The sequence below is a fragment of the Paenibacillus naphthalenovorans genome, from assembly GCF_001465255.1.
Classification (GTDB): Bacteria; Bacillota; Bacilli; order Paenibacillales; family NBRC-103111; genus Paenibacillus_G; species Paenibacillus_G naphthalenovorans.
Window position 1 is genome coordinate 2,378,335 of record NZ_CP013652.1, and the last position, 13,202, is coordinate 2,391,536.

Below are 13,202 nucleotides of genomic sequence, written 5' to 3' on the forward strand. Positions count from 1 at the left end.
TATTTTGCCTGCGGCATCGGTCGTTGAAGGAATGGAAACAACAAAAGACCCTGGCAATAGGCCAGAGCCGATGCGGAAAAGCCATTTAGCATCCTCCTCGTTTGTATACGAGAAAGCCGCTCTCCTCAACGAGCGGATCCGAAACGCATTCGTAATTTTTGGAGCAAATAGAGATACGCGGCACAAATGGCATAAATCAAAATATAACCCGCATGAAGTCCATAGATGGGAACAACGAACAAATAAGCGATATAGAATATAAATAACGCTGTTATACTATACGAATATCCATAAATGACGTATGGAAAAAGCCGATGATCGTCTTCGTAATGCAGTACGACAATGAGCGGAAAAAGGGTAGAGGGAAATGAACTTAAAATATTGGCCCATTTGCTGCCGACCATAGAGGCCGTTCCGGTGATCAGGATTAAAATCACTCCAACCGTTATACCTCTGATGAAATACTGCATTCCCGTGCTTTTGGTTCCCGAACTCTTCCCCTGCTGGCGGACCAGCTTCTTCATCAGGATCAGATTTAACATGAATACCGCAAAAAATATAAAAGAAGCCGATGCCACGTTTACTTCCAATGAATAAATAAAATAACCTGACAATAAAAAGGCAAAAATACCACCCGTGGATGATAAGAAAATAACGGTTCCTTTCCAATTCAATGCAAGACTTCCGGATATGACAAGATAAACGAAACAAAACACAAGAGCGGCAGCTAACCCGGCAATCCCCCAAGGTATCCCGCGAATCGTAAAATCAATCCCCTGCTCCAAAGAAATAAAATATATGGAGAGTCCCGTACCCAATGGAATCCCAGAGATCATCCCGGCCAGATGAGGATTTGCTCTTTTGGAAATCTCCGCCAATCCAAATACGATGAGAACGGAAATCACGATTTTCATGATCGTTAAGCTGAACAGTTCGTTCACCTACTTTATATAATGCAGCAGCGGGTTGGACAGGCAGGCCTTTTACGAATGCGACCTATGTAAAATATCTTCAAGCGCCTTATCCAATGTATCGAATTTGAACGTAAATCCTTCTCTCTCCAGCCTCTCGGGAATAACCCAACGGCTTTTCAAAACCAATTCGGTTTCCGTTTTTATGACATAGGCACCTATTTCAAGCAGCCATTGGGGGGATGGCAGTCCTATTCTCATATTCATCGCTTTACGGAATTGATGCATGAGCTCACGATTGGTGACAGGGTGAGGCGATGAACAATTGAACACCCCGCTCAGTTCTTCTTTATCTCTAAGAAAGAGAATAATACGATATAAATCCTCGATATGAATCCAACTAAACATTTGATTTCCCGAACCCTGGGCACCTCCAAGTCCGAATCGGACCAGGTTTCGGATCGGATGGATAACTCCCCCGCTCTCCCCTAATACAATGGCTATTCTTAAGGCCGCTTGTCTGGTTTGGGGTAATTGAAAAGAAAAGAATGCGTTCTCCCATGCTTTGGCTACATCAACGGAAAACCCTGATCCGATTTCACCATGATCCTCGGTCATCGGCCGGTCTTCCGCATGTCGATAAATCGTAGCCGTACTGGAATTGATCCATAACGAAGGAGGGTTTTTGCATTCCAAGATGGCATTTCCAAGTATGCGGGTAGTCTCTGTTCTCGATTGCAGGATCTCTTCCTTATTTCTAGAGTTGTAGCGGCAGTTGACGGACTTCCCCGCAAGATTAATCAGCATCCCGGAAGCTTCCAAAGCATCTGCTATTCCTGCATGATCGTTCCATGAGATATGACGGTCTTGTCTGGAAATGATCTTCACTTCATATCCCAGTTCCAAAAATTTTCTCTCCAAATATTTTCCGATAAACCCCGTCCCGCCAGCTAACACCACTTTTTGGTTCATGTGATCCACTCATTTCTATTGTTCGACTAGATTATTCAAAACTGAACGATTTCCTGCTCTTCCTTTTTTATCGTCTATCTTCACAATAAAATTAAAATGCTATATTGTAAAGCAAATTCTGACCATACCGGATGGACGCAAGATTCAACAAAAGAAAAAGAACCGAGTGTAAAAGCTCTCGATTCTCTTACGGATCACGGGGTTATGAGATTTACTGTTCCTTCTTTTGCAAGTGATAAGCACATAAACTTTTTTAATAACGTAATGAAACAAGTGTGCGCTTCCCCCCAGGTGCGGAAAATGATCTTTTGAAGTTGATGATCTATCGCTGTAATAACGGTTATAACCGGTTTGTTCGCGGGCAGGAGCGCGATAATATAAAATCTGGAGCTTTTATCATCCAGCCATCCATCAGGTTGGTTAAAGCCTTCACCATATCGATCAAATAGCCATCCGTCACGATAACGGATTTATTCTCTTCATTAGAGAAGTTCAACTCCTTCGGCTCCAATGGTCCTGCTCCTTTCTGTGCACAAATATCGGCACTTTGCTCCTCCATCCGCCATGCATTCCGTGCGTTCTACATGAGCGTCAAGCAAAGCCGAAAACAGGGATAGCTCACATTGGCATACCTGACGGTAGCGGATAGCGACCTGCGAAATAGGACAGTTTGCTTCCTCAAACGAATACGTTCCGTCACTGTTTTTTTTCTACGGCGGCATGAATAACTAACAGGATCTTCCTAACGGTTTGTCGAAGTAATTACGGTCAAAATTTCCAAAGGAGTTGACCCGCATTGCTTTCCAAAAACCGTCTGCGTCCACAACGGAGAATATACTTTAGACCTGAACATAAGAATTGTCCTCACTGCCAACAGAAATTACGTCGTTCACATACAGCATGGAATAAGAAAATCGCCACATTGAAAGAAGTCGTTCACGTTTGGAGCATGGCCTACCATTGCGAAAATCCAGATTGCCCGAAGCCAGGTGTATACTACAAATCGGCGGAAGCAGAAGCAATAAGCATGAAGCATTCTCCTTACGGCTTCGACGTTGTTTGCCTAGTTGGTGAACTTCGCTTCAAACGGCATATGACCCGCAAGGAGATTGCGGATGAATTGAACGCGAGAGGTGTTCAGACATCCGAACGGAGCGCACAAAATCTGTATGAACGGTATCAAACATTGCTTGCTGCTAGTCTTACTGAACATACGAAGAAAGTGCTGGCTGAAGTCACAGAACAAAACGGCGGTATTATCTTGTCTATGGATGGCGTCCAGCCAGAGAAAGGCAATGAGACACTTTATGTAATTCGTGAAGTATTCAGCGGTACTGTCTTAATAGCAAAAAACATGAAAAGTGGTTCATCTGCCGAGTTACAAACGCTCATCCAACCGATCATCGAGCAAGGCTATCCGATCGTCGGTATTGTTAGTGATGGACAGCAATCCATTCGTCTAGCGATGGAGACGCTTTTGCCCGATGTGCCTTATCAATATTGCCAGTACCATTATTTAAAAGACATCGCGAAACCGGTTGTTGATGTCGATCGAAAGTTAAAGACCGAGCTCAAGAAAAGCATGCGCGGCATTCGTGAAGTCGAGCGGAAAATCGAACAGTCGGATTCACAAGAAGCAAGCATCGCGAAGGGTTACGTTGCTGCCGTACGTGCATTGCTCTTGGAAGACGGAAATCCTCCATTAGATTTACCCGGTATGCGTATCTATGAACAGGCCCAAGCCATTCAAGCGTCCCTTCAAAAATGCTTGGATAAAAAAGGGGGCCACCCTACTTCAAAACGTTTTCAGAATATTTAGTAAAGTCGATTCCCTTCAGCAACAATACGAGAAAGTCGCTCGCTGGATGAAGCCAATCCGTCACATTGCAGAAATCCTTGAACCCAGCATGGATAAGACAAGCAAGACAGTTGAATGGGAAATGACAAAGCTGTTGGATTGGGTTCGGCTTTCCTATACCGAAGAGAATGATCTGGAAATGGTTAACAATCTCCTTAGTTACAGCAAGGGATTCTGGAAGGGACTCTTCACTTGCTACGATCATTATCATGTGCCAAGAACGAACAACGATCTGGAACGCTTCTTCCGAGCTACGAAGACACGACACCGTCGGATGACCGGGCTACGCAACTGGAACGAATACATCTTACGGAATGGTGAGATGGTTGTGCTCGTTGATGATGGACTTAAACAGGAAAACCTAATCGCCCGTTTAAGGATGGTCGACTACACAAGCTACAAGAAACAGAAAGAAAAATGGAATAACCGGTTGAGCGATAGTGTTATGCGCAAACGGTTTAAACGCGATCCACAAAATTATCTTAAAAATTTAGAAAACCAATGGCTCAAATAACATGTATGTTATTCATGCCGCCGTAGTTTTTTTCCAGCCTGACCATATACCCGTCGTCATCCTGGATTTGGGCCAACGTCTCCAACCGCTTTTCAAAACCTTGTCCCGACACCGCCATCTGATACTTTTGCTCAAGTTTTTTCATTCTCCGCTCAAATAGTTTGCCGACAAACGAATCATCGAACATGTCATGGAGCTCATCCATCAATTCCGTGGCAAGTACATCGTATTGATTCGGAAACAACGGTTCGGCAAAACCGAAAGACCATATACGAACGACGGTCTTCCGGTACGATGACGCACGTTGGAGGTCCGGATATACTTCTCCTTTTGCAAAGCATTGAGATGCCGGCCAAGAAGCTGCTAAACCCCAATCGCTACAATGTCGACCACTTGGAAGAAATCGCCGGGTGGCTGCATCCTGACAGATTTTAATCGATGTCAAAGCTGCAAACATAAAGGAGGGTTATGCCAGCCATATGAAAGCCATTTTAATGATGACTTACGCCGCTTTACCATCTATCGATAATTTACTGCCCTTTTATACCCATATATTCCAAGGGCATGTTCCTTCACCGGATGTCCTGGAGGGAGCGAAAAGATGTTTTCGTTCGATCGGGGTTGCCGACCCGCTCGGTGCTGTCACTGCCCGGCAGGCCGCAGCATTAGAACGGCGACTAAAACATGATTCGGGCGAAGAGATCAGGGTGTATCAGACAATGAAACATACACCGCCGTTTGTTGACGAAACCATTCGTCAAATCGTCGCGGATGGGGTTACCCGTCTGTACTCGCTTCCGATGTCACCGCTTTACTCAAGAAGCGGAACCGCAGCCTACCATCTCCGCGTCAGAATAGCGCTTGCTGCCATCGGAGCGAATATTCCGGTTATCGAAATCAATGATTGGCACCTGTTTCCAAATCTGGTGGAAGCGATCAGCCTTCGCCTTCGAACGGCCCATCAATGGCTATCATCGACGAACCATTCAAAGGCAACCGTTTTGTTTACTGCGCACAGTCAGCCTGGTTCACCGCAAGCAAATATCGAATTTATTCAAGCATTCTCTGAACTGGCTAAGGCCGTAGCAGATCAAGCATCTGCCAACATTGGATGCTTGCCTATCGAAGCGCAGGTCCTGCACCCCAGACATGGCTGAAACCGGATGTGTTTGACAGGATGGAGGAAGTGGCACAGGAAGGCGGCAAAGCTGTTTTCGTCTGCGACTTGTTATCTTTAACGGAAAATGTCGAGGCGATATTCGATTGCAGAATCAATAGCCGGCTTAAAGCGGAAGCTTGCGGATTGGAGTTTGTTTCCACCGAATTTCTGAACGATTCCGCTGATTATATTGATGCGCTTGCAGCAATGATACATGAAAGAATGATTCAATCGAGCACGGTTTATTGAACGTTAATCCCCTCCCTCGTACCACAATTCGAGAGGCAATCCTACCAAAGCTTTTCCAATCCATTCGCGAGCAATATTATTCGATGGTCCCATGGCAATCCCCGCCCTGGCATCGCGGTAAAGTCTTTCAAATATGCCTCGTTTGTAACCATAGCCGCCGGTTACGTCCAACGCCGCTTTCGCCGCTTTGTTCGCAACCTCGGCCGCATGAATTTTAAATTCGACCAGCGGCAGAAGCAGTTCAACCTGCTGCCGCCCTTGTGCTTGAAGTGCGTCTAATTGTTTAGCCAGGGAAAGCTGCCACGGCTTCAAACTTTCAATTAATACCTTGACCTCGGCAAGTTGCTGGCGAATGACTTGGTAATCCGCCAGTCTTTTATTAAAATCGCGATGCACCATTGCTTTCACATAGTCAACAGCCGATTCCAACGCAGCCTCAGCTACCCCCAACCACGTCGAACCGAGGCCGATGAGGTAAACGGGTGAAACGCCGCTTTCCAAAATTTCGCGACCTTGTCCCTCCAAGCCCAGTTTATCTTCCGGGCGAATCCGGACGCCGTCGTACTTTATCGGACCGCTGTGGTTTCCTCTAACCCCCAATGCGTCCCAAACGCCGGCGTTGATTCCCGGAAGCTTGCCGTCCACGATAAAAAAGCTGACGTCCGTCGGCGTTTGCGCGCCGGGGGATTTGGTTTGGAAGATGTAGAAATCGGCTTGACCCGCGCTTGTTGTGAACGATTTTTCAGCGTTTATAATGTAGTCCTCTCCATCACGGGCGGCTTCGCTGAAATTATACCACCAGTGGCCCCCGGAAGCTTTTTCGCTTGTCGAATACGTTCCGATCCTTCCCTGGCGAACGGGCTTCAACCATCTTTCCTTTTGGTCGTCGTTCCCGTATAAAACGATCGTCTGCACCGCGCCTACATGCATTACATATACAAGTGACGTTGACGCACACCCTTTTGCGATTTCTTCCGTAGCAATGGCGAAGGCCACGTGATCAAGTCCCTGACCACCCCATTGCTCAGGGATTAACACACTGTTCCAACCCGCTTCCGCAAGCGCCAGAAGGTTCTCTCTGGGAAAAGCCCCTTCCCGATCGATCGTTTCCGCTCTCGGTTTGATGTCCGTCTCGACGAATTCACGGATTTGTCTACGAATCGTATCATAATTGAATCTCTGATCCAAGGTATTGGCTTGAATACTCAACTCCATTCACTCCTCTCCATGATTGTATTATTGAGCAGCAGCGCTCAGAAGTGCGGCTTCCTTTGCTCTGACAAGCGGAATGACCTTCTCTCCAAAAATACGAATATCTTCATCGTAATGCAAGAACCCGGTAAGGATGAGGTTGACACCGATTTTTTTCAGCTCAATGATGCGGTCTGCGACCTGTTCGGCCGTTCCGATCAAGCCTGTCTTAAAACCGTCGTTATATTGTACCAAATCGTCAAAATTAGAGTTTGCCCACATTCCCTCCCTTTCAGGAGAAGCCTTGCCGGCGAATTGGACCTGACTCCGAAATCCTTCTACCGCTTCTTCATCCGCGTAACGGATAATATCCCGCAGCACTCGCTTCGCTTCTTCCTCCGTATCCCTTACAATGACAAAGGCATTGACTCCGAATTTCAGCCTCCGCTGATGTTCGGCGGCCAGCTGATTCACTTCAGCGATTTGTTTCCGGAAGCCGTCTGCCGTATTGCCGTTCATGAAATACCAGTCCGAAACACGGGCTGCCATTTGGCGCGCGGCGAACGAATTACCGCCCTGGAACACCGGCGGGAGGACCTCGGGCTTCGGTTTGAGCGGAGCCCCGTTGATTCTGTAAAAATCGCCCCGGAAGCTCGTTTCCTCTTCCGTCCATAATTGCTTCAGCACCCTGATAAACTCCTCGGATCGGCGGTAACGCTCGTCATGATCCAGCCATGGTTCCCCGTAGCCGTAAAATTCTCCCTTAAACCACCCGCTGACGACATTAACCGCCGCACGACCTTTACTGATCTCATCTAGCGTGGAGATGGCCTTAGCGATCGGACCTGGATGCCACAGCCCCGGAAGAACGGCGGCAATCAGCTTCAGTTTCGTGGTGACGGCTGCCAAAGCCGATGCGAGAGTAATGGCTTCCAATTGATTTTCGGCTCCATAACTGGCGATAAACCGGGTCTGAAGCAATGCGTATTCGAAGCCCGCTTCTTCCGCCTGTTTGGCATATCTCGCATTATCCTCAAACGTCCAGCCCGTTTTTTGAGGAATCTTGGAAATGACCAATCCTCCGCTTACATTGGGTACCCAATAGGCGAATTTTAATGACATGCTAATCCCTCTTTCCGCAAATGTTTTATAAAGACAGGGGACCTGCCCGTGGCTGATTGATGATCAGGCTTCATCACGAAAACGGCATATTTGTTGTGTCCCCGACCTTTCGTCAAATCATAATGCTTCCCAAATTCTGCAAATGGAACAATCTCTATTGTCGGCTAAATAAAAGGGAGGCTCTCCACTTTCTGTGGTTCGCCTCCGGTTTTCCGGTCGTATTCGGGTTGTATACAGCAGCATTAAGCTTTTACTTCCTTATGATGGCCCTACTTTGTTCGATACGCTTTGCATAAACGCCTCCAGGCATTCCGTCAACCCTCCGCTGCCAAATCGGATAAACTTCTTATTACTATCCTTCTGAACGCGGCTGACGGCAAAGGTAAAGAAACGAAGCAGTATGGTTCTTCTTGCCCGAATATCCGTAAAGCCTCTGCGGTACAACCAGATCTCCGCCGTATTATAGATCCCCCGATTGATTTGGAAAGACTCGCAGCAGTACCCCATAAACATCAGATCCGGCCAGTTAACCGGGGATTCCTCCTTTACCTGCATGGTTAACTTTTCATTCGAGATACGTACTACGGTTTGCTGCGGGTACTCATCCACTTCCCCTTCTTTCAAAAGGACCATTTGCAATCATTTTCTCCTTTTCCAGTTATCCCAACATCTCTCACACCGGCTTCGTGCTTTTCACCTTATTGGTTTCCAATTAGAGAAATGCCGCAGCCCGAATCGGATCTCCCCGATGCTGCCGTTGAGCTAAATCCTCTCACATCTCCTCGAATTTATCTTTATTTAAATAGAATACGAAACCTTCAACTGCGCTTCTTGCTCCAAACTCGTATCACGCTCCATAACGCGGTCCAAAATCAGCTTTTCAAAATAGGCGAAGCCGCTATCCCGCTCCCTCGGCCGAGGAAGCGTAATGGCGACATCGAGCGCGATGGCTCCGTCTTTCATCAATACAACACGATCGGCAAGCGCCACCGCCTCGCTCACGTCGTGGGTTACAAGAATGGCAGAGAACCGCTGTTTTTGCCACAGCTTCTCAATCAAATCCTGCATGTCGATGCGTGTCAACGCGTCCAATGCTCCTAACGGTTCGTCAAGAAGGAGCAGCCGCGGGTTTCCCGCCAACGCTCTCGCAAGCGCTACTCTCTGGCGCTGCCCGCCTGACAGCACACCCGGCCATTCGTTCGCTTTATCCTCCAGCCCTACCATCCGGAGGGCCTCCAAAGCGCGCTCCTTATTTCCGTCTCGTACACCGATCCGAACGTTCTCCAGCACTTTCTTCCAAGGCAGCAGCCTTGCGTCCTGAAACAGAACCCTCGTATCCGGATCAATACCCGTGATTTCCTTCTTATCCAGCAGCAGCGTTCCTTCCGTCGGCTCATCCAAACCTGCCACCAGACGAAGCAGAGTACTCTTGCCGCAGCCGCTCCGTCCCACAATCGCGATAAATTCGCCGGACTTGATGTTGAGGTTCAGCTTCTCCAGCACCCTCACGTCGCCAAACCGCTTGCTCACGTCATTGATGGCCAAGTGAGAGCCCAGCACTCCAGTTTTCATGATCATTCTCCTTCCTTTCCAATCCTTGCTTATCCCTTCCGATAGTTCGGATGCCACTGAAGGAATAATCCTTCGAAATACTTCGCGATCGAATCGGACAGCTTGCCAAGCAGTGCGTACAGGATAATGCTAAGCACGACGATATCCATTTGCATAAATTCGCGGGCGTTCATCGCCATATAGCCGATTCCCGAATCGGCGGAAATCGTCTCCGCCACAATGAGAGAGATCCACATGATGCCCAACGAGAAACGAACACCGACAAGAATCGAAGGAAGCGCCCCCGGGAGAATGACTTTCCAGAAGAGCGGCAGCCCCCGTAAACCATACACCCTCCCCATCTCAATCAGCCCCGGATCCACCGTACGGATCCCGTGGAACGTATTCAAGTAGATCGGGAATGCAACGCCAAGTGCAACCAGAAACAGCTTCGCCGCTTCACCGATGCCGAACCAGAGGATGACGAGCGGAATAAGCGCCAGATGCGGAATGTTGCGGATCATCTGGACCGATGTGTCAATCAGCTTCTCGGCCAGAGGAACAATGCCGTTCAACAGGCCGAGTATTAACCCTATACCGCCGCCGATGGCGAAACCGATCAACGCACGGGTTGTGCTTGTTCCAATATAATCAAAGAGCATTCCGTTACCGATCAAAGTAAACAACGATTTCACCACAGCAACCGGAGTCGGCAGTATGCGTGTAGAAATGATTCCTAATTGCCCTAGAATTTGCCATAAAATGACAAGCGCAGCCGGAACGATCCAGACAAACCACGATTTATTTTGCCACTTTCGCAGGAGGCTGACTGTTCTTTTTCCCTGCATATTCCGCCACCTCTTTCGCACGGTTTCCCGCTACCTCACCCGGAAGCTCGTTATTGGCGATCAATTCGCCGAACGGACTGACATATCCTTGCCTTTCCGACGTGCCCTGAGGCCGGTCAAGAGGCAGCAGCGGGAACAACAGCTCCGCCGTCCTGTAAGCCTCCTCAAGATGCGGATATCCGGACAGGATGAACGTTTCGATGCCTAGCTCCGCGTATTCTTTCATCCGTTCGGCAACCGTTTCAGGGTCGCCGACGAGGGCCGTCCCGGCGCCTCCCCTGACAAGACCGATTCCTGCCCACAGGTTCGGGCTGATTTCCAGAGATGCACGGCTGCCGCGATGAAGCTGCGCCATGCGCTTCTGCCCTTCGGAATCAAAGCGCTCGAATATTTTTTGCGCCGCTTCAATCGTCGCGTCATCGACATATTGGATAAGCTCGTTCGCCGCTTTCCAGGCTTCCTCGTTCGTTTCGCGTACAATCACGTGCAGCCGGATGCCGAAGCGGATCGTTCTGCCCTGTTTGGCGGCAAGCTCCCGAACGTGTTCAATCTTCTCCTTTACCTGCTGCGGAGGCTCGCCCCAGCTCAAATATACATCGACATGCTCGGCCGCCACCTTTTGGCCGGCTGGCGAGGAGCCGCCAAAGTAGAGCGGAGGATACGGCTTCTGGATCGTCGGGTAAACCACCTTGGCTCCGTTGACACGCAGGTGGGTACCCTCAAAGTCGACTTCCTCGCCCAAAAGCTCCTTCCGCCAAATATGCAGAAATTCATCGGTCAAGTCGTAACGGCCATCATGATCGAGGAACAATCCATCTCCGGCAAGCTCTACCGGGTCTCCTCCCGCCACTATATTAATAAGAAGCCTGCCGCCGGAGATGCGGTCGAAGGTGGACGCCATGCGCGCCGCCAAAGTCGGAGACATCAGCCCCGGACGGACCGCTACAAGAAACTTCAGCTTCTCGGTCGAAGAGATCAGGGAAGATGCCGTTACCCAAGCATCCTCGCAAGACTTGCCTGTCGGCAGAAGAACACCTCCGAAACCAAGACGGTCCGCCGCTTCCGCAATCTGCTTCATATACTGAAAATCGACTGCACGTGCGCCCTTGGTCGTCCCCAGATACCGGCTGTCCCCATGCGTCGGAATAAACCAAAACACTTCCATTGAAATCCCTCCATACCGCTTTTTTATTTATTGTTTAAAACCGCATCTTTGACTTGAATGGGCTTCGGAATAAGTCCGAGCTTCTCGAACGTATCCGCAATCCGCTGCTGCTCGGCGATGACCTTCTCACTGATTTGCTGCACGCCATATTCGCGTCGTCCGGAAGCCAGCTCCAGCGACGGAACGTCGATGCCAAGCTGAGCGGACAACAGCTCCGTAAGCTCCTTCAAGTTCGTCTTCGCCCATTCATCTACCTTGTCCAGTTCTTCAAGCAGTATAGCAGTAAGATCAGGGTTTTTCTCGACAAAGCTACGGGAGGCCAAATAAAATTCATGATTGCTTACAACACCCGTACCGTCAGCCAAAATGGTTCCTTTCGTAGCCGTTTGAGCCGCTGCCAGGAACGGATCCCAGATGACCCATGCATCCACGCTTCCTCTCTCGAACGCTACTCTGGCATCCGCCGGCGGAAGGAATACCGTCTCCACATCTTTATATTGAAGGCCGGCCTTCTCCAGCAGCACCACCAGCAAATAGTGGACATTAGAGCCTTTATTGAGCGCTACCTTTTTCCCTTTGAGATCGGCAACCGATTTGATCGGAGACCCTTGCGGCACCAGAATCGCTTCGCCTTGCGGACTCGGCGGCTCATGCGCCAAATAGACGAGAGGCGCGCCGGCTGCCTGGGCGAAAATCGGCGGGGCTTCGCCGGTATGTCCGATATCGATGCTGCCGACATTCAGCGCCTCAAGAAGCTGCGGGCCTCCGGGAAACTCGGTCCATTCGACCTTCACGCCTTCTTTTCCAAGCCTCTCTTCCAGAACCCCTTGCGCCCTCAAAAAATTCATCGTGCCGTATTTCTGATAGCCAATCCTGATAACCTTCGCCTGGTCGCCGCTATTACCACCATTATCGTTTGTAGAAACCGCAGGTTTCTCCACGCTGCCGCAAGCGGGAAGCGCTAATGCAAACGCGATTAAAGCCACAGCTATTACGATTTTCCGTATCATGATATGATTTTCACACTCCCAATGCAGTGGCGATATTTAGGCCTTAACCGCGTTCTCAGACTCCCGTTTTCTCTCAATTCTCCATGCAGTCTCCCGAATCAGCTCTGCAACCGAGTTTTCAAGACGAGACTTTAATTCCTCTTCCAATTCGTAACCGCCTTGCTCGGTTTTCGCGACCCAGCTGTCGACTGCAAATACGCCGCCAAGTACATGTCTTGCGCCCAAAGCGGCCAAAACCGGCTTCAACGCATAATCGATCGATAGCAGATGGGAAATTGTACCGCCGATAAACAAAGGGAGCACAATCTTGCCCTCAAGCGCACCCTGCGGCAGCAAGTCCAGGTACGTCTTTAAAACTCCCGTGTACGAAGCTTTATATACCGGGCTCGCTACAATCACCGCATCGGCTTCTTGAACCTTCCCGTTCGCGAGACGCACATCCTGGCTGTCGAATCTTGCGTAAATCAAGTCATCGGGGGGCAGCTCGGTCACCTGAACCCAGTTCAATTGAACGTTCCCTGAGGCCTGCAACTTTTCCTCAACAAACCGGGTAAGTCCATTCAACCTCGATACCTTGTTCGGGCTCCCGACAATGATTGCGATCTTCAAATTCTGTTTAGCCATCCAATACCCCTCCATAATGTTTTTTCAG

The 13,202-nt window shown here is 49.2% G+C and carries 16 protein-coding genes; 4 read left to right on the forward strand and 12 right to left on the reverse strand.

Going from position 1 to position 13,202, the window contains the following annotated elements; translation table 11 throughout:
* Window positions 1–125: 125 nt before the first annotated feature.
* From IJ22_RS11890 to IJ22_RS26340, 3 genes are all read right to left on the reverse strand, one after another.
* On the reverse strand, window positions 126–914 hold the full coding sequence (locus tag IJ22_RS11890) for a hypothetical protein (RefSeq protein ID WP_062408961.1): 789 nt from the start codon (window positions 912–914) through the stop codon (window positions 126–128).
* Between the two features lie 69 nt (window positions 915–983).
* Window positions 984–1,883, reverse strand: a complete 900-nt coding sequence (locus IJ22_RS11895) for a TIGR01777 family oxidoreductase (protein ID WP_062408962.1) — start codon at window positions 1,881–1,883, stop codon at window positions 984–986.
* Window positions 1,884–2,223: 340 nt separating this feature from the next.
* Window positions 2,224–2,394, reverse strand: coding sequence for a hypothetical protein (locus tag IJ22_RS26340; RefSeq protein WP_160327377.1), 171 nt, complete (start codon window positions 2,392–2,394; stop codon window positions 2,224–2,226).
* Window positions 2,395–2,679: 285 nt separating this feature from the next.
* Between IJ22_RS26340 and IJ22_RS11900 the strand changes: the two genes are divergently transcribed.
* Window positions 2,680–3,702 (forward strand): transposase, encoded by a 1,023-nt coding sequence (locus IJ22_RS11900; protein WP_139170768.1) that lies wholly within the window; start codon window positions 2,680–2,682, stop codon window positions 3,700–3,702.
* Between the two features lie 46 nt (window positions 3,703–3,748).
* Window positions 3,749–4,255 carry a hypothetical protein gene (locus IJ22_RS11905; protein WP_054820364.1) on the forward strand — a complete coding sequence of 169 codons (507 nt, stop codon included), beginning with the start codon at window positions 3,749–3,751 and terminating at the stop codon, window positions 4,253–4,255.
* On the opposite strand, the gene IJ22_RS11910 is transcribed toward IJ22_RS11905, so the two are convergent.
* Complete coding sequence (locus IJ22_RS11910; protein WP_062408963.1) at window positions 4,248–4,499, reverse strand: helix-turn-helix domain-containing protein; 252 nt, start codon at window positions 4,497–4,499, stop codon at window positions 4,248–4,250. The two genes, IJ22_RS11905 and IJ22_RS11910, sit on opposite strands and share 8 nt — an antisense overlap.
* A gap of 235 nt (window positions 4,500–4,734) precedes the next feature.
* Between IJ22_RS11910 and IJ22_RS11915 the strand changes: the two genes are divergently transcribed.
* Together IJ22_RS11915 and IJ22_RS26935 are read left to right on the forward strand one after the other, a co-directional pair.
* The gene (locus IJ22_RS11915; RefSeq protein ID WP_250635742.1) at window positions 4,735–5,412 is read left to right on the forward strand and encodes a ferrochelatase; all 678 of its coding nucleotides are present in this window, start codon (window positions 4,735–4,737) and stop codon (window positions 5,410–5,412) included.
* Window positions 5,367–5,663: a ferrochelatase gene (locus tag IJ22_RS26935; protein ID WP_250635743.1), complete on the forward strand. Its 297-nt coding sequence runs from the start codon at window positions 5,367–5,369 to the stop codon at window positions 5,661–5,663. Before IJ22_RS11915 ends, IJ22_RS26935 begins: the two co-directional genes overlap by 46 nt.
* Before the next feature lie 3 nt (window positions 5,664–5,666).
* On the opposite strand, the gene IJ22_RS11920 is transcribed toward IJ22_RS26935, so the two are convergent.
* The 8 genes from IJ22_RS11920 to ssuE all read right to left on the reverse strand — a co-directional run bounded on the left by IJ22_RS11920 (window position 5,667) and on the right by ssuE (window position 13,174).
* Window positions 5,667–6,824, reverse strand: coding sequence for an acyl-CoA dehydrogenase family protein (locus tag IJ22_RS11920; RefSeq protein ID WP_418007119.1), 1,158 nt, complete (start codon window positions 6,822–6,824; stop codon window positions 5,667–5,669).
* 75 nt (window positions 6,825–6,899) lie between these two features.
* Window positions 6,900–7,976, reverse strand: coding sequence for a dimethylsulfone monooxygenase SfnG (gene sfnG / locus IJ22_RS11925; protein ID WP_062408965.1), 1,077 nt, complete (start codon window positions 7,974–7,976; stop codon window positions 6,900–6,902).
* Between the two features lie 258 nt (window positions 7,977–8,234).
* Complete coding sequence (locus tag IJ22_RS11930) at window positions 8,235–8,609, reverse strand: hypothetical protein (RefSeq protein ID WP_062408966.1); 375 nt, start codon at window positions 8,607–8,609, stop codon at window positions 8,235–8,237.
* Window positions 8,610–8,774: 165 nt separating this feature from the next.
* Complete coding sequence (locus tag IJ22_RS11935; protein WP_054817784.1) at window positions 8,775–9,548, reverse strand: ATP-binding cassette domain-containing protein; 774 nt, start codon at window positions 9,546–9,548, stop codon at window positions 8,775–8,777.
* Between the two features lie 29 nt (window positions 9,549–9,577).
* On the reverse strand, window positions 9,578–10,375 hold the full coding sequence (gene ssuC / locus IJ22_RS11940) for an aliphatic sulfonate ABC transporter permease SsuC (protein ID WP_054817722.1): 798 nt from the start codon (window positions 10,373–10,375) through the stop codon (window positions 9,578–9,580).
* The gene (ssuD, locus tag IJ22_RS11945; protein WP_062408967.1) at window positions 10,329–11,540 is read right to left on the reverse strand and encodes an FMNH2-dependent alkanesulfonate monooxygenase; all 1,212 of its coding nucleotides are present in this window, start codon (window positions 11,538–11,540) and stop codon (window positions 10,329–10,331) included. The genes ssuC and ssuD overlap by 47 nt, the downstream gene beginning before the upstream one ends.
* A gap of 23 nt (window positions 11,541–11,563) precedes the next feature.
* Window positions 11,564–12,550 (reverse strand): sulfonate ABC transporter substrate-binding protein, encoded by a 987-nt coding sequence (locus IJ22_RS11950; protein ID WP_062408968.1) that lies wholly within the window; start codon window positions 12,548–12,550, stop codon window positions 11,564–11,566.
* 36 nt (window positions 12,551–12,586) lie between these two features.
* Complete coding sequence (gene ssuE / locus IJ22_RS11955) at window positions 12,587–13,174, reverse strand: NADPH-dependent FMN reductase (protein WP_054817721.1); 588 nt, start codon at window positions 13,172–13,174, stop codon at window positions 12,587–12,589.
* Between the last annotated feature and the right edge of the window lie 28 nt (window positions 13,175–13,202).